This window comes from Bauldia sp., assembly GCA_037200845.1.
Lineage (GTDB): Bacteria > Pseudomonadota > Alphaproteobacteria > Rhizobiales > Kaistiaceae > DASZQY01.
In genome coordinates, this window is sequence record JBBCGQ010000001.1 from 1492792 (window position 1) to 1509419 (window position 16628).

Annotated in this window: 16 protein-coding genes and 1 tRNA gene; 10 read left to right on the top strand and 7 right to left on the bottom strand. The window is 62.1% G+C overall.

Annotated features, from left to right (window positions below; all coding sequences use genetic code 11):
* Positions 1-530 precede the first annotated feature (530 nt).
* The 4 genes from WDM94_07185 to WDM94_07200 all read right to left on the bottom strand — a co-directional run bounded on the left by WDM94_07185 (position 531) and on the right by WDM94_07200 (position 5311).
* Positions 531-1478, bottom strand: coding sequence for a substrate-binding domain-containing protein (locus tag WDM94_07185; GenBank protein ID MEJ0012405.1), 948 nt, complete (start codon positions 1476-1478; stop codon positions 531-533).
* A gap of 72 nt (positions 1479-1550) precedes the next feature.
* Positions 1551-2549, bottom strand: a complete 999-nt coding sequence (locus tag WDM94_07190) for an ABC transporter permease (GenBank protein ID MEJ0012406.1) — start codon at positions 2547-2549, stop codon at positions 1551-1553.
* Complete coding sequence (locus WDM94_07195; protein ID MEJ0012407.1) at positions 2546-4096, bottom strand: sugar ABC transporter ATP-binding protein; 1551 nt, start codon at positions 4094-4096, stop codon at positions 2546-2548. Before WDM94_07195 ends, WDM94_07190 begins: the two co-directional genes overlap by 4 nt.
* Before the next feature lie 132 nt (positions 4097-4228).
* Entirely contained in the window at positions 4229-5311 is a 1083-nt protein-coding gene (locus tag WDM94_07200) for an acyltransferase (GenBank protein ID MEJ0012408.1), read from the bottom strand.
* Between the two features lie 268 nt (positions 5312-5579).
* Between WDM94_07200 and WDM94_07205 the strand changes: the two genes are divergently transcribed.
* Positions 5580-5654, top strand: a tRNA-Val gene (locus WDM94_07205).
* 252 nt (positions 5655-5906) lie between these two features.
* On the opposite strand, the gene WDM94_07210 is transcribed toward WDM94_07205, so the two are convergent.
* Both WDM94_07210 and WDM94_07215 read right to left on the bottom strand, forming a co-directional pair.
* Complete coding sequence (locus tag WDM94_07210; GenBank protein ID MEJ0012409.1) at positions 5907-8405, bottom strand: phage tail tip lysozyme; 2499 nt, start codon at positions 8403-8405, stop codon at positions 5907-5909.
* Positions 8290-9129 (bottom strand): tape measure protein, encoded by an 840-nt coding sequence (locus WDM94_07215; GenBank protein MEJ0012410.1) that lies wholly within the window; start codon positions 9127-9129, stop codon positions 8290-8292. Before WDM94_07215 ends, WDM94_07210 begins: the two co-directional genes overlap by 116 nt.
* A 760-nt stretch (positions 9130-9889) precedes the next feature.
* Here WDM94_07215 and WDM94_07220 point away from each other — a divergent pair.
* Positions 9890-10066: a hypothetical protein gene (locus tag WDM94_07220; GenBank protein ID MEJ0012411.1), complete on the top strand. Its 177-nt coding sequence runs from the start codon at positions 9890-9892 to the stop codon at positions 10064-10066.
* Entirely contained in the window at positions 10050-10244 is a 195-nt protein-coding gene (locus tag WDM94_07225) for a hypothetical protein (protein ID MEJ0012412.1), read from the top strand. The genes WDM94_07220 and WDM94_07225 overlap by 17 nt, the downstream gene beginning before the upstream one ends.
* 22 nt (positions 10245-10266) lie before the next feature.
* Here the strand turns inward: WDM94_07225 and WDM94_07230 are convergent, their stop codons facing one another.
* On the bottom strand, positions 10267-10611 hold the full coding sequence (locus WDM94_07230; protein ID MEJ0012413.1) for a hypothetical protein: 345 nt from the start codon (positions 10609-10611) through the stop codon (positions 10267-10269).
* A gap of 97 nt (positions 10612-10708) precedes the next feature.
* Here WDM94_07230 and WDM94_07235 point away from each other — a divergent pair, with 97 nt between their 5' ends.
* The 7 genes from WDM94_07235 (at position 10709) to WDM94_07265 (ending at position 16132) form a co-directional block, all read left to right on the top strand.
* Positions 10709-11155: a hypothetical protein gene (locus WDM94_07235; protein MEJ0012414.1), complete on the top strand. Its 447-nt coding sequence runs from the start codon at positions 10709-10711 to the stop codon at positions 11153-11155.
* A 165-nt stretch (positions 11156-11320) separates the two neighbouring features.
* Positions 11321-11740, top strand: a complete 420-nt coding sequence (locus WDM94_07240) for a hypothetical protein (protein MEJ0012415.1) — start codon at positions 11321-11323, stop codon at positions 11738-11740.
* A gap of 330 nt (positions 11741-12070) precedes the next feature.
* Positions 12071-12853 (top strand): hypothetical protein, encoded by a 783-nt coding sequence (locus WDM94_07245; protein ID MEJ0012416.1) that lies wholly within the window; start codon positions 12071-12073, stop codon positions 12851-12853.
* A gap of 159 nt (positions 12854-13012) precedes the next feature.
* A complete protein-coding gene (locus WDM94_07250; protein ID MEJ0012417.1) occupies positions 13013-13774 on the top strand; it encodes a hypothetical protein in 762 nt (253 codons plus the stop codon).
* Between the two features lie 79 nt (positions 13775-13853).
* Complete coding sequence (locus WDM94_07255) at positions 13854-14936, top strand: hypothetical protein (protein ID MEJ0012418.1); 1083 nt, start codon at positions 13854-13856, stop codon at positions 14934-14936.
* Positions 14937-15438: 502 nt separating this feature from the next.
* Positions 15439-15819, top strand: coding sequence for a recombinase family protein (locus tag WDM94_07260; protein ID MEJ0012419.1), 381 nt, complete (start codon positions 15439-15441; stop codon positions 15817-15819).
* Positions 15797-16132, top strand: a complete 336-nt coding sequence (locus tag WDM94_07265) for a recombinase family protein (protein ID MEJ0012420.1) — start codon at positions 15797-15799, stop codon at positions 16130-16132. The genes WDM94_07260 and WDM94_07265 overlap by 23 nt, the downstream gene beginning before the upstream one ends.
* Positions 16133-16628 lie beyond the last annotated feature (496 nt).

Sequence of the window (16628 nt, forward strand, 5' to 3'; positions counted from 1 at the left end):
TTTTGGATGCCACACCGCCGCCGAAAGCGTCTGGCAGCGCCAAACGCGGGCCGAAATCCCCTTGCATGTGACACCGATCACTGCGATTGAAAATTATTGCTGAAATGAAGAATTAAGCCCCGCCGCGTTAGGTGGGGAGGGGGCGAAGGGCGGCTTGGGGGCGTTATGAGTATCGTTATCCGCGTCGCGGTATTTTTCGCCCTGAGCGCACTGACGACCGCCCTTTTGGCGGTGCCTTACCTCCAGATCCAGCAGTAGCCGGCGCCTTCCTCGGCTTGGCGGTCCCGAAGCAGACGGGACACCGCTTCCTGTCGTCCTCGGCCATCACGAATGGGCTGAGGGCGGTCACCGCGACCAGCCCGCACAGCGTCTTCAGTTGACCCTGCCGCAGCCGCCCGAGATGCGGCGGCGCCAGATGAATGCGCTCGTCGCCGAGGACGTGGACGGGAATGGTGCGCGCTTCTTTGACCATGAACGAAAATGGGGCGCCGGAGGGCGCCCCATCTCGTAACGCGATGATGGTCCGAATTCTAGAAGGGCGAATCCGGGAAGTAGAAGTCCTTGGCGTTGTCCTTGGTGATCAGCGTCGCATCGAGGATGTACGAGCCGTTGACCGGAACGCCGCCGTAGAGCTTGGCAGCGGTGAGTTCCAGCGCGGTGCCGATCATCGCCGGCGGGTAGAGCACGTCGACCGGGATCAGCTTGTCGCCGTCCATGACGCGCTTGACCATGTCCTTGGAGCCGGCGCCTGCGATGATGTACTGGATGTCGGTACGCTTGGCCTGGTCGATGGCCTTGAGCGCGCCCACCGCCATGTCGTCGTCCTGCACCCACGCCACGTCGATCTTCGGATACTTGGTCAGGAAGTCCTGCATCACCTTGAAGGCGTCGTCCTGCGACCAGTTGCCGAACTGCTTCTCGAGCACCTTGACGCCCGAGCCTTCGATCGCCTTGTCGAAGCCGTCCTGGCGCTGCTGGTCGATCGGGATCGGCAGGCCGCGGATCACGACGACCTGCGCGTTCGGCGTGGTCGCCTTGATGTAGTCGCCCGCGGTGGCGCCGAGGGCCGGGTTGTTGCCGGCGACGTAGAGATCACGCACCGACAGGTCGTTGTTCGACGGGGCGCGGTCGACGAGCGTCACGAACGTGCCCTTGTTCTTGATCTCCTTGATCGCGTTGACCAGCGGATCCGGATCGGTCGGCAGGATGACGAGAGCGTTGATGCCCTGCGTCTCGAGGTCCTGCAGAGCGTTGGCCTGCGAGGCCGGATCCGGCGACGTCTTGACGATGACGGTCAGGCCCGGGTGCTGCGCTTCCAGCAGCTTCGCCACGCGGTTGGCGTGGAACACGACGCCGCCGGTCCAGCCGTGGTCAGCGGCAGGAATGGAAACGCCGATGGTGTACTTGGTGTCCTGGGCGTGAGCCACGCCGATGAGCGCAGCCATCGCAACGGCTGCCCCCATGATTACTTTACGCATGCTTTTCTCCCTCACGTTTTCGATGGGCCTGTAGTTCAGAAAAACCGGGCGACCCAGTTGACCCGGTGTGATTCAGGTTCTGCGCATCAGGGAACGTTGGACGAGCATCGCGATGATGATGATGGCGCCTTGCACGGCGCCGATCAGATACTCGCTGATGAAGTTCGACAGTAGCATGATGTTTCCGACGATCTCAAGGATGAGCGCGCCGCACACCGTCCCCCAGATGCGCCCGACGCCGCCGCGCAGCGCCGTGCCGCCGACCACCACCGCCGTGATCGCCTGCAATTCCCACAGGATGCCCGTGGTGGCGTTGGCGGAGCCTAGCCGCGGAACGTAGAGAATGACGGCGATCGCGACGCACAGCCCCTGGATGACGTAGGTGATCGTTCGGACTCGGTTAACCGGAATGCCGGAATAGCGCGCGACGTCCTCGCTGGAGCCGACCGCGATGACGTGCCGGCCGTAGGGCGTGCGGTAAAGGATGAAGGCGCCGACGATGCCGGTGAGCAGGATCACCAGGATCGGCACCGGCAGGCCGAGCACGTTGCCGTAGTAAAACGGGTGCATGTAGTCGTTGATCGTGGCGTTGCGCGACGTGATGGCGCCGCCCTGCGACAGCCACGTCGTCAGGCCGCGGAAGATGCCCATCGTGCCGAGCGTCGCGATGAACGGCTCGATCCGCCCGACCGTGGTGATGAGGCCGTTGGCGAAGCCGCAGGCCGCGCCGATGACCACCGTCAGCGCCAGCGCCGCGACGAGCAGCGTGAACGGATCGCTGATCGCGCCGGCGTTGAGGAACAGGATCAACAGGCTCGCCACGAACGCCACCATCGAGCCGACCGACAGGTCGAGACCGCCGGCCGAGATGACGAAGGTCGCGCCGATGCCGATGATCGCGGTGAAGGCGCTGCGCGTCGCCACGTTGATCAGATTGTTGGTCGAGAAGAAGTTGCCGTTGACGAACACCCCGACGATGATGAGCACGGCGAGCGCCGCGAAGGGCGCCACAGTCGCGAGGTCCAGCCGCAGCGGCAGTGCCGGTTTCGCCTTCAGCGTCGTCTCGCTCATACCGCCCCCGTCAAAGCCAAGGCGGTTCCCGCCTGCGTCGTCACACCCGTGGCATACACCACGATCTCGTTTTCCGTCATCGACTCGCCGCTCACTTCGCCGACGATCCTGCCGTGATGCATGACCAGGATGCGATGGCAGATGCCGATCAGCTCCTGCATCTCCGACGAGATGACGATGACGGCTTTGCCCTTGGCCGCGAGCTCGGCGATGAATTTGTAGATCTGCTGCTTGGTGCCGATGTCGATGCCGCGCGTCGGCTCGTCGATGATGATCACCTCGGGATCGAGCAGCATCATCTTGGCGAGCAGCAGCTTCTGCTGGTTGCCGCCGGAAAGCTGCCCGGCGAGCATGTCGCGCCGCCCGGCGCGGATGTCGAACTCGCCGATCGCGGTGGTCAGCGCCGAATCTTCCTTGCCGCGGTCGATGAGCGGCCCGCGCACGAAATGCTGGAGCGCGGCGAGCGTCAGGTTGGTCGGCAGGTCGCGCGCGAGCAGCAGGCCTTTGCCCTTGCGGTCTTCCGACAGGTAGACGATGCCGACGCGCATCGAGTCGCGCACGGTATGGAACGTCACCGGCTGCCCCTTGAAGCGAATCTCGCCGCGATGCGGGCGCAGCCCGACGACGCCTTCGAGCAGCTCCGTGCGCCCCGCGCCGATCAGCCCGGCGAAGCCCAGGATCTCGCCGGCCTTGATGCTGAACGAAGCGTCGCTGGCATAGCCCGGCACATCGACGGCGCGCACCTCGAGGATCGGCTCGCCGCTCACCTCCGGCGGGCGGTCGGGATAAAGATGCGACATGTCGCGGCCGACCATCAGCCGCGCCATCTCGATCGGCGTCAAGGTTGAGGCTTCGCGCGTCGCGATGTGCTTGCCGTCGCGCAGCACCGTGACGCGGTCGGCGATCGCGGCGACCTCGTTGAGGCGGTGCGAGATGTAGAGGACGGCGATGCCGCGGGCGCGCAGCTCGCGGATCACCTTGAGCAGCGCCTCGGTCTCGAACGGCGTCAGCGATGCCGTCGGTTCGTCGAAGATGGCGACGCGATGCGGCACATGGAGCGCCCGGGCGATCTGCACCAGTTGCCGCTGCGCGATCGACAGGCGCGACACGACGGTGGTCGGCTCGATGTCGGCGCCGAGTGCCGCGACGGCCTCGCGCGCCTGCCGGTTCATCTCGCGGTCGTTGAGGCTGATGCCGGCGGCGCGGATCTCGCGGCCCATGAATATGTTCTGCGCGACGGTGAGATGCGGCGCGAGCAGGATCTCCTGGTGCACCAGAACGATGCCGCGTTTTTCGGCATCGACCGGTCCCGTGAACACGACATCGTGACCGTCGAGCAGGATGGTCCCGCGGCTGGGCGTCAGGTGCCCGGCGAGAATCTTCATCAGCGTCGACTTGCCGGCGCCGTTCTCGCCGACCACGGCGTGCACCTCGCCGGCCTTGAGGCCGACGGAAACGTCGCTCAAAACCTCGACCGGCCCGAAGGATTTCGAAAGATGCCGCGCCTCCAGCACAAAGGACGCGCTGCCGTCCGCTGACTCCGTCATTTCAGTCTTTTGTTTTCCCGATCCCTAGACGTGCCGGGGAAGCTAGCGTCCGCAGGGCGGTTCGGCAATTGAGGAACGTACCCGGAGGCGAAAATCCGGCAAGGATTTCACTGGCATGGATATGCATGCCAATCAGGATCGGGCGGTCGCGGCCGGAACGGCGGGGACGGATTCGCCGCCAGCCCGTTTTGCCAGGCCGCGCGCCATCAGCGGCGTCTCGATCCAGGTGTAGCTGAGCCTGGCAACGAGGATCGACAGGACATTGCCGGCGACGAGCGCCGTAACGCCGCCAACGAGGCTGCCGGAGAGGCCGATGGCCGGCCATAGCGCCGCGAGCAGGATCAGCACCGGCGTATGCCACATGTAGAGCGAGTAGGAAGCGTCGCCGAAGTCGCGGAGCCACGCCGGCAGCAGCAGCGTGTTCGTCTGCTCCGCCGCGACGAGGCCATAGAGGATAGGGCCGGCCGGAATTCCCCAGACCAGGAAGCGTGTGCCCGAGAGGAGTATCGCGTCCGGCGACAGCGCGGCCGAGGCGGCCAGCAGGGCGACGCCGGCGACGATGGCCGTGCGCCAGCCGGCGCGAACGCCGGATGCGATCAGCGCTGCGATGCCGGCGCCGATGATGAATTCCAGCGCGATCCGGTCGAGCATGGATACGTCGCGGCCAAAGCCGGTCACCGCTTTCGCAACCAGCAAAAGCACGAACAGGATGGCCGCGATGACGAACGCCGACGCAAACCGGCGAGGGCCGAACAGCATGATCAACGCGACCGCGCCGTAAAAATAGATTTCGCGGGTCAGGGACCACGCGATGACGTCTTCGGTCGGGTCGACGAGCAGCAGAAGCCGGGTCGGGTCGCGCAACACCGCCATCCAGTCGTGCGGAACGCCGGGTACCGCCGGCAGGATGAGCAACACCGCGAGCGTGATCCAGAACAGCGGATAGATTCGCACGGCGCGGTGGCGCAGGAAATCGATGGCGACACGCGCGGGCGACGGTCCGTTCTCCAGCCCGCGGCGGGCGACCACCACCATGATGAAGCCGCTGATCACGAAAAATATGTCGACGCCCATGTGTCCGACGTGGCGCATGGCCCACATGGCGGAGGCAAGCGACGGCTCGGCGCCCGCGGCGAAATTGCACGCGTGTGCGAAGAGCACGAGTGAGGCGGCGACCGCCCGCAGCGCCTGGATATTCTGGAACCGATAGGGCATCTGCGTCGCCTCGCGGCTGCCGTCTCGAGAGGCACGCTGAGCGATGCCCGGATGGCGCGAAGCATACCGCCGGGATCGTTAAAGCATCGTGGCCGCGCCTTGACTTGGGTTCGGCCGGTACCTTAATTGGCCGCACTTCCGGCCTTTCAAGGCCGCGAGGGCGCGTAGCTCAGCGGGAGAGCACACCCTTCACACCGGAGAGCCCTTCCCTTTCAGGGCAACGGTTTGTAGTAGGGTGATAGGTTCAAATGAACCCATTGACGGTTTCGGGCGATTAGCTCAGCGGGAGAGCGTCCCCTTCACACGGGGAAGGTCACAGGTTCAATCCCTGTATCGCCCACCATTCCCTAGGCGGCCGACTTTGGGAACCGCGTTGAAGGATTGAATGGCTCCCGCCACACCGACACACCGGGCGCCAACTTTGTTACTTCGCGTCCCTCCAACTGGAACCGATGAAACGCCGCGTCGGCGTCGCGCCGTAGGTCTTCCTTCGACGGAACATCACGCGGCGGCATAGCTACGGGTGCGCGCGCTCTAGCGCGGCTGTATTTCTCACGCGCTGCCAAAAGACTTTTGCGGCTCATTTTCGACTCCCTTACTCATACGCGGCGCGGTGAACGCGCTCTTGCAGCTTCCGACCGATCTGTTTTTGTGAACGGCCAAAAGAAGCCGCGTCGGTTGCCATGATCGTGATCGGCATATTGATGATCGCGCGACCGCTGCCGCCGTTGCGTCCGCCTTCAACCGGGATAGCGCCGCCGCGTGTGAGCGGAACAACAGCCTCGTTATCGTGAAGCATGGCCGGGCCGGCGCCCTTGGTAAGCCCGCCCGTGTCGAATGCCGGCAACGTGGCCAGCCACGACGACAAGCCGCCGCCACCGCCGCCGATCATGCCGGCGCCGATCTGCGATAGCGCTGGGATTGCGGATTGCGTGAGTGTCGAGGCAAGCGAGCCCATGCCGCCCGCAGACAGTTGGGCGGCGTTCGCTGCCGCAGTCATGGCGCCGGTAAGCTGGCCCGTCGATTGGCTGAACTGGTTGAAGATATCCTGCGAGAACGACAGACGCGTGCCTTGGCTGGCATCGCCGTAGCGCTCAAACATCTTCATTGCCGAGTTGGCGGACGAAAGATCATTCGCGCCAAAGAGCGCGCTGCCGGCACGTGACTCCGAGCCGCGCAATTCCGAAAGCAGGAAGTCGAGTTGCGACTTCGCATCAGGCGTTGTGCTACCGGCGAAGCCGCGAAGCGACGCTAGCCGGTCGCCGTTCCACTGCCCCAGGCCGAACGACGATCCGCCGTCGCCCCAGATATTCGGATTGAAGGAAGATTCCTGTTTCAGATTGCCCAATACGGCGGACGCGGCAACGTCGCTAAGCCCGGCGCTGCGGAGGTAGCTGAACGCGGCGGCAGGATTTAGTCGCCCATTTGCACCTGTCAGATTGGACGCGGCGTTAAGCGCCGGAAACGCGTCCATGAACGATCCGGAAAAAGAGCCGGACGGAACAATTGGGTAGCTGCCCGGAATCATCTTCGTTACGCCGGCACTATTCGCAGCCGCCGCGAAGTCGCTGCCGATGCCGCCAGCAAACGCGACGCTGCCCGCATACACATTCACAACCGGCGTGCTGATCGCGTTTGGCACGATGCCGACTGGAGGCGTTGCCGCGCTCACGCGGCTGGCGTTCGCTAACGCAGCCGTTAGGCTCGCGGCGCCGCCGCCAAAGCCTGCCAGCGCGTCCTTCAGCCACGATTGGATCACTGCCTTCGCGAGATCGTGCAGGATTGATTGCGCCAAGCTAGCGAAGTCGGCTTTGCCCTTCGTCACCACGTCCGCGAGTGCGTTCGACAATCCTTCAACGCCGTTCTTTTCGGCGTCGTTGATGCTGGTTTTGAAATCCTTCGCCGACGCGGACCATTGAGCGAAGCCGTTCGATCCGCCGTGCTGCATGTCGAGCATGGCCGCATCAAGCTGGCGCAGTGCTGCAATCTGATCGGCGGTAAGATCGACGCCGGCTTTTAGAAGGTCGTTCTTTTGCTGGAGTAGCTTGTTCTCGACTTCGCGGCTGTCGCCCGTCAGCGCAAGCACGTCCGCTTCCTCGCGCATCGACTTAACCAGTGCTGCGAACGGATCGCGCTCCGCGAGGGTTGAAGCTGCGAGCCTGCCGGCAATTGCGCGCTCTTGGTCCGCGCTGATTTGTTTCGCCGCCACAAGTTGATGAAGAAGGTCTAGCTGCTCACGATACGCTCTCGTCGCCTTACCAATTGGATCAGCGCGATCAAGCAATGACTGTTGCTTAGTGGTGAGCGCATCGGCGTCTGCCTGCAACGCGGCAGCACGCGCGGCGCGGGCGGCGTTGGCATCGTATTGGCTGCCAAGGTCGGCTTGCTTGGCCGCGAATGCGTCAGCGGCCTTCGATGCTTCGGCAAAAGCATCAGTGATTTCTTTGACGCCGGGCAAGCCTGACAAGTTCGATGCGCCGGCAGACAGTGCGCCGTTGATATCGTCATTGAGTTTCTTGAGGATGCCGCCGATATCGAGCGCATCGGCAGCGGCGCCGACAACTTTCTTGAAGTCGTCAAAGCCGAAGCCCGGCACGCCGATCTTCTTTAGACCTTCACCGACGACAAGAAGGCCGGCCGTGGCAGCGGCAGGGATAATCAGGACGCGCGCCAACGTGGCCGCGAGTTCAGCGTTCAACGCGACGAAGCCGGCAGTGAGCACGCCGACGCCAACGGCAAGGGTCCGGAACTTCGGATCAGCCGAAGCAGCGAGCGCGGCCGATGCGCCAAGCAACAGGAACGATGGCGACAGCCGCGAGAGGATCGAAGCCACTGATTGCAGGGCCAGGAACGACGCGAGCGCGCCACCGAAGCGCAGGATGCCGTCTACATGCTGGAGCGCGACCGACCCGAGCGCGGCAACTGCCACCGCGATTGTCCGGAAGCCGCCGCCGATGCGCTGCGCTAGGCCGTCAAGTTCATTGGCGGGAAGTGCCGTGCGAAGCGTCTGAGCGAAGGCGGCAATGCCGGAGTTGACGCCCGCGCCGTATGTCGTCTGCTGGAATTCGGTGAAAGCGTTCTGGAGCAAGAGCATCTGAGCGCGCGACTGCGCTAGAGCGGCTGGAACGCGGCCGGCGTAAAATTTCGGCGACAAGACGAGCAAACGGCAAGACGGAAGACGATGGCACCTTGCCGGCGCGCATCAGCTTGTCGAGTTCGGCGGTGCTCTTGCCAATGGATTGCGCGAAGAGTTCGAAGGCGCCGGGAAGGTACTGCGCCAACTGACGGCGAAGCTCTTCCGCCATAACCCTATTCTTGTTGTAGATTTGCTCAATCGCCAAGAACGCCTTGGATTGAGACTCAGAGTCGAGACCGAGCACGCTGAAGGCGGTAGCGAAGCTACGGAAGATTTCCTGAGTCTCTTTGACCGAGACGCCAGACAGCCGAGCCGAGACGGCGAACTTGCCGAAAGACGTTTGCGCGTCGGCAAGCCCGATAGGCAGTTCGCGCGTTAGCGTGTTGATGAATGATTTGTCAGACGCGAATTCGTCGGCGGATGTGGCGACGGCAAGAATGGTCTTTTGAAATGTGAAGAGTGCGGCGCCCGCGTCCGTGATGCCGCTGATAAAGCGCCTCGCTTGAAACGCGGCCATCGACACGCCGAATAGGCCGAGCAACTGGTTTGTAGACGCCAGCGTGCCATTGAACGCTGTCAGTGCTCCCGCTTCCGTAGCTACGCCACCGCGACTACCGCCGACATTGCCGGTGCGGATGCTGCCGACCGAAAATCCTCGAAGGCGATTGAGCGCGTTCGCCATAGCGGCAACGCGTGAAGGCGATCCGGTCTCTAGCGTCCTTATCAGCGTGCCAAGATTCCGGACGGCCGCGATTGATGGTGCTCGGAACGCCGATGCGGCGGTGGTGACCGATGCCAGTGCGGCGCCTGTGCTGGGATTGATGCGCGCGCTTGAAAGCGCCTTGCAAGTGCGGAAAAATTCGACACGGCGGCCTTGCTTGGCCCGGCGACACTAAATGCTTTCGACAGGTTCGCGCCTGATGCTGAGGCAGCCGTGCGAGCGAGCGCTGAGAATGTCGCTTGCGCCGATCTGTCGAACGCCGCCAGCGATGCAGCCGAGCGACCTAGCGCGCGGTCAAGAGAGGCAAGCCCGGACTCCGCACGCGATGCGTCTACGCCCAATAGCAATTCCGTGTTGGTCGTCAGCCATCGAAGAAATTCCGAGAGGAAAAGGGCACCGGCCGTGCGCGTGAGGGCGCCAACGGGAAGCGTGCCGAGCGTGCCCGGCGCGGTGTGTTCTGATGTCGGAGAAGCACACATTATAGCACGGAGGCTATATCGCAGCCTAGATATAAGTACGCGCGGCCATCTATTCGATATAGAACTTAGGCAAATCGGCACCAAAGCAGATTATGCCGGCGTGTGTGGCGCGTATTTGCCTAACTTCTTGAGCCGTGACACTCATCTAATCTTGCATTTCCTTCCAACATCTTCTATCATGCGCGTTATTGGCACCACGTCGGGGACGTGTGCCGACCCCCCCCCATTTCGGAAACAATGCGATGAAGAAGAAACCGCTCCGCTCGGTTGCCTATGGCTTTTGGCTGACGCCGGCTGAACTGCGCACCATCAAACTCGCCGCCGCGCACAACGACGAAAGCGCCAGCGCGTGGGGCCGGAGAATTCTGCTCCCGCTGGCCGAAGCATTACTGGCGAAGAAGAATGTCGCGGTCAGCTAAGAAGCGCCCTATCAGCGCTGCAACGGTCGCAGTGCTGGAGGCGCACGCGCGCGTCATGTCGCTGATGTCCGAAGGGCGACCGCTGACGCATGCCGACCGCGCCATCCTGCTTGGCGGTGACACGATTGCCAGCAAGCTACTCGCCGAGGCGCGCGGGCGCCGCAAGGCGAAGCCGTGATCGTATGAGCGCCCGGCGAGTCTTAGTCGCAAAGTTCGCGAGCGAACTTTCGATCCGGCGTCGTGCCGAAGCCGAATGGTCGCCGCGTGAACGCGAGACGGTGAGTGAAGTCGCCGCCATTCGGCGACGTGTCGATGAACTGCGCAGCCGTGATCCTGCCGCGCTTACCGATGCCGAGTGCTGGACCGTCGAGGCATTGGATGAAGCCGAGCGAGAAGACCGACTCGCTGCCGAGAGAGAACGCGCAGAGACAAGCGCGACCAGACATCGGCACGCGTGGGCGCGCGGTGGCGGCGCAAAGCCATCGCACCGCGCGCAACATGAAACGATTGGAGGCGCTGCCGGTGGAACCGCCGACAAGCAGCACTCAACGATAACCCAATTCTACGGGCCAAGTGGCAACAGCACTTGGCGCGCCAACGCAAAGGAGCAGGACATGACTTTGAGTAATCTCGAATTGAAGCTTGGAGAGACAGAAATCCAACGGCTTCGCGGCCATAAGTGGCGCCGCGCTGGGGAATGCGATTGGCGCACACAAGCTGACCGCACAAGAACGCATTGCCCTCGCCGACGTTCTGAAGAAACCCGCGTCTCCTGAAGTTGGCGCGCCAGCATCGCAAGATGCCAAGCGTCAAAACGCGACGCCAGAGAACTTGCAGTGGCTGCGATACATGGAGCAACTTTCCGATAGCGACTTCGCGTCCCAGCGCGCCGAATTGCGTGCCATGTTCAGCGACCTCGGCGGCAAGCGCGGCGCGAACGTCGGTTCCGGCTTCGACCGGCATGCCGAGATACGCCGCCTGCGGGAAATGATCCTGCAACTGGACGCCGAGAAAAAATACGCCGACGCCGGAATCTTACAAGCACGCGTCTTTGCGCTGTCCTCGCTGGAGGAAATCGCAAATGGCTGAGAACCCAGAACAGCGAGCCACCCGCTACGCGAAGTTCGTTTCCTACATGCGTTCCCTTTCGCCTGATGCGTTTGATCGCGAATGGCGTGGCCTATCGACAGAACTGAAACGCGTCTACCTCGCGGCACGAGAGCGAGAAGGGGCTGACATCGGACGCGTAGAGCCATGACGTTTGTCGAACAGGTTGCCCGTGACCAACAGCGCAGGCATGTCGAGAACTATGGTGGCAAGTGGGTCGATACCATGCCCACCATGCTCACGCGTTCATGGGTCTGGTTTGTCCGCGATGTGCTGAGCGCGACAGAGGTAGACGGCATCAACGCGCAAGCGCGCTTCATGGCTGACTTCGACGCCGAAAACGAACGCACGGCCGAGCGCGCCGTTGTGGCGGTGCTCGCTCGCGCCACCGATGACGTTACCCTGCTTGTCGAGATCGATATCGAAGCGACTGCCGAGAGCATTTCCATATCCTGGCCCTTCGGCGACGCATCGCCAGCCGACAGCGCCGCCGCCGAGCACGTGCTGGCCGTCGCCTTAGACAGCATTGCGGACGCCGCCGCCGCTGCCGCCGAAAGCTTCGCGTAAACTCTTAGCTCTTTGTCGTCTGGTTCGGCATCTTCCGGACGACAAGCCGGGAGCGACGACCGCGCGTTTCCTTGGCGCGGTCGTCGGCTTCCCCGAAACATTTGCCTAACTTTTTCTAGCGTTGATGAGGCCGGCGACCTACGTCGTGGCCGGCTAGTTTCTGTTCAGCGTGGAGCATTCAAATGGTCTCAACAAACACGAACGACGACACGGCGGCGCGCTCCACGCCCGGGCGTGTCCGGCGGGCGGCTTTTAGCCGAGCCGTCCGCCAACTTCTTTTCAGATGCGATCCTTATCGGCGCCGCAGACGACACGTCATTAGATCGGCCGATGACGATCAGCTTCGCACCGTCGCGCCGTTCGAAGCGTTGGAAGGCGTGGCCGACGACAGGCCGCGAGCTTCTGTCGAACCTCGCGACGCATTACGTGCGCGAGTCGAAGGACGGGCTGCTTCTCCTGTTTGGCACGTTGTCAGGTCGCCGCCGCGTCGCTGAAGATATAGAGGCGCTAGACGCCATCGGCTTCGACATCGACGCCGGGCAAACGTTCGGTGAAGTGGTGGCGTGTGTTGCTGGCGCTGGCAAGTCGGCTGTCGTGTGGACGACGCACAGTCATTCCGACACGCATCATAAGGCTCGCGTCCTCATTCCGCTTGCCGAAACATATCGGCCGGATCGCGCCACGCCTCTTGATCGGCGCAAGGCCGAATGGCGGGCGCGATACGAGGCCGTTGGACGTGAGCTTGGCCTTGCCTTCGATCCTACCGGCGCGGACTTGAATCGCAGCTTCTACGCACCCGCGCATCGTCGTGCCGCGCCGTTCCGGACCGTCGTCAACATCGGCGGGCCGCTGTTCTTACCCCAGGTCGAACTTCCTCCCGAACGTGAGCGCCGTACTGTCGCCGTTCGGAAATCTGGAATCATCCTCGAAGACGAAGCCTTGCGGACTCGTTTTGCCCGCTTGCTTGCAGAAGGCGGCGAGCGCTTCGACGTGTGCGGCTTTCTGGATGATGTCGGCTGGCCCATTCGTTCATGGAGCGGAAGCGAGAAAAGCAACCATCGAATGTCCGAACGAAGATGCGCATACGAAGAAGCCGGGCGATGGTCCCGATAACGGATGCGTGGCGTTCAGCGGCGACGGCCAGCGCAGCGCGGCAATCACTTGTCAGCACGCGCACTGCCGCGACATTCGCGCTTCCGATTTTCTGACTTTGATTTGTAGCGCCATCGACATTGAGGGGGATGCGGTCGAGCGCGCTGGGGAGTTCGTTGAATGACCAATGCATTGCGGCCGAAGCGCGAGAAGCCTGAACGCGAGTCCTACCAGTCGATTGCGGGTAGAGTGCAGACACTCGCCGTTGGCGATAACACCAACGAGATACTGACGGCGATTGCGGAAGCAAGGCTGTCAAAGACTGAGCGCTCGCGGCTGGTGAAGCTGATCGCAAAGGCAACCGGCGACGGCGTGCAAGCGCTCAAGGGCGATTTGAAAGACATTCTGGAAGAAATCAGTGACGACAGCACGGCGGCTATAAACGCCGCTACGGCCGCTGCCGCTGCCGCCGGCTTTCAGGTTGTCCGCCTCGACACCGATCACAACGACATCAAAGCGACGACATGGAAGCACGCGATTGAGCTAAGCCGTAACGGCGGCTTTCTGTACGTCGCGGGAATGAATCTTGTTCGGCTTAAAGTGGATCGTGAAACCGAGCGGTTGAAGATTGTCACCATGACGCCCGGCCGCTTTGCGGCTGCGTTGGAGGAACGCGTGAAGTTCCTCGACGTGCGCGGCGAGTATGTGCGCGGTGTTGAAGCGCCGCGTGCCGTCACAACGTCGATGCTTGATGGAACGTATCCGACCGAGCTTGCGACTCTTAGTGGCGTGGTCCGGGCACCGTTCTATGTCCGTGTTGATTCCAGAGCGAAGCTTGTCAGTGAAAAGGGATATCACGCGGCAAGCGGCTTCTACTATGACGCCGGCAACCTCACGCTCCCCTTAGCCGCGCCCGTCGCCGACATGGAAAGCGGTCAATGATGCACGTGCGCTTCTGGCGGAGTGCTTCTGCGATTTTCCTTTTGCCGACGCTGGCAGCCGCGCGACGGCATACGCCTTGTTGATCGAACAATTCGTTCGTCCGCTCATATCCGGAAAGACTCCGCTCTATGGCGTGACGAAGCTCGATAATCGCGTCGGCGGCAGCTATCTCGTCAACACCATTTTCAAGATCGCAACCGGTGCGAGCCCGGCCAATCAAGGCTGGTCCGCCGACGCCGAGGAACAGCGCAAGGCGATCACGACAAGCGCGCGCAACCTCCGGACCCTTTTCATCGACAACGTGCGCGACGGCACATTGATCGACTCGAACGCGCTCGCTCGCCGCGTATCGGAAGCGATCTGGGAAGACCGTTTGCTTGGATCGAATGAGTCATTTGAGGGCGAGCCACGCGAGTCCGTTGTGGTCGTCGGCGTCAACCTGGCCTTTTCAAATGAGCTTGCGCAGCGTTGGGCGCCGATAGCGCTAGGCGCTCGCACGGCCAAGGAATTTCGGCACTCGGATCGTTCGGGATGGCTGGAGGAAAACCGCCCTTCGCTCATTCATGCGGTTCTGACGCTGGTCAACAATTGGATAGCCAAGGGCGAGCCTTCCTACGATGGCTCAATTATCGAAGGCTTCGGCGAATGGGCGGCGATCGTGGGCGGCATTTTGGAAGCGGCCGGCATTGAAGGCTTCCTGTCGAACCTTGCCGCTGCCCGCAGAGAAGCAAACGCCGAGGGCATCGCCATCCGCCAGTTTGCGACCGCGTGGCTTGAAAATGATGGGTTCGATAAGGCGCGGCACGTCGGCAATCCCGATGCTGAATTCTCCGACAGCTTGGTGACGCTGATCGAAGACAGGGATATCGACATCGCTATTCACGGCCATGATGGGCCGGGCCGGGCTCGCTCGCTGGCAAAGGCGTATCCTCGCAATCAAAGATCGGGCGGTTCGCATCGACGGCGCGACTTTGCCGGATGGGCGCCGGTTCAGCGGCGACGTGTTCATTCGTGCGGATGGGAGCAAGGACGGGTATCGCTATCGCATCGAACGCGGGCGGAGTCGGCTGACGGAATTCGAGCGGGGGCGCGTGCTTGGCTTCGCGGCCGGTGCATCGGCAGTGTTCGACATCGCAGAGGCAATGGCCTCGCTGCCGGATGACATCGCCGATTGGGACCAGTTGTCGGCGCTGCACGATGCGCGCATGCGCTGGTGGGGGATAAATCGGGAAAAGGGGTAAGAAAGCACCCCCAGCGCCAGAATCTTTTACATATTCTCGCGCACCACGAATCTAAAGTTTTAGAATCACACCTCCCAAGTTTTTGAAGGTTACCCCTGTTTATCCCTTCACTGATTGGCTTGGTCTCTCTCACGGGGATGAGCGCGAGCGCGCCGGATGAGTGCGGAGCCGAGGGATGATTGCAGATACCAATTTCAGATTTCCGACCAGAAAAACGGCCGGGTTTTCAGACGGGAATAAAGTAGACTTTGAGCCCGTATCGCAAGCCCCTGCGACCGTGTGAACAGTGTTCAAATTGCCGGGCGGTTTCTACTGTATTAGTCCTGTATCGGACCTATTTTTTCTGGAATCATCTTACTTGACCGTCAGCCTGCTATTCCTTACAAACCTGACAACCGTCGTCGTCAGGATTGCTCAAGAGCCATGGCAAATACCGGAAATTTCGTAAGCTATCTGCGGGTTTCGACCGATAAGCAGGGCCGTTCCGGGCTCGGTTTGGAGGCGCAACGCCAGATCGTCGCCGCATTTCTGAATGGCGGTGACTGGCGGCTGATCAAAGAATTCGTTGAGGTTGAGTCCGGCCGTAAGAGCGCGCGCCCTGAACTGGCAAAGGCGGTAGCGCTGGCGCGTCTGCACAAGGCTACCCTTGTGGTCGCCAAGCTGGACCGGCTGGCGCGCAATGCCGACTTTCTCTCGAAGCTCCGCGAGGCCGGCGTTCCCCTTCGCTTCTGTGATTTTCCCCGACATCGCAGGCGCAACGGGCGAGTTCATGATTGGTGTCATGGCGCACGTCGCCCAGCTTGAGGCGGGACTCATTTCGGAACGTACGAAGGCCGCGCTAGGCGCCGCCAAGGCCCGTGGGAGGGCGCTAGGCGGCTATCGTGGCGTTCCCCCCACCGACGCGGCCCGCGAGGCATCCAAGGCCGCTCTGGCGGCGCGGACGGCCGCTCGCGCAAACGATCTTCGGCCGACGCTTGAAGAGCTTAAAAAGTCAGGCGTAACCTCACTTTCGGGCATTGCTCGCGAACTGACCGCGCGGGGCATACCGACGCCACGCGGCGGTGCATGGTCCGCCAGCCAAGTAAGCCGGGCGCTCGCTGCTGCGAAGATGCTTTGAAGCAATAGAATAGTCGAAGTTGATTGCAGAACGCGACGGAACGCCAGCGCCTTTATACGTTTGCCAGAAAACAACCCCCCCTATGGAACCAAAGGGTATATTACCCAAAGTTGCAGAAATGACGCGCACAACGAGAGCACACTAAAGCTGAAGCCCGGACTTTAGGAGCTTTCTGGAGGCGTCGCCTCTGGTCTCAACCCTGCCGACTCTCATGTCCGAATTTGCAGCGCATATCGCTGCTTGAAAATCTGTCACGCGAAAGTCAGAGCCGCCGCCGCTTCAACGACAGGTCGCGCCAATTTGACCCTCGTGTCCAAATCACAAATTCGGACATCAAAAACATTTCCGGACATCGAGCGAATCCACGGCGCGTTCCTGCGCTCGGCTCGTGTCCGAATTTGACGGCGCACGCGTCACTTCCGCTGCTTTGACTCTAGCGGTGCCACCACGACGATACAGGCGACGGCGCGGCCGTCTTTTTATGGTGGGTATTCTA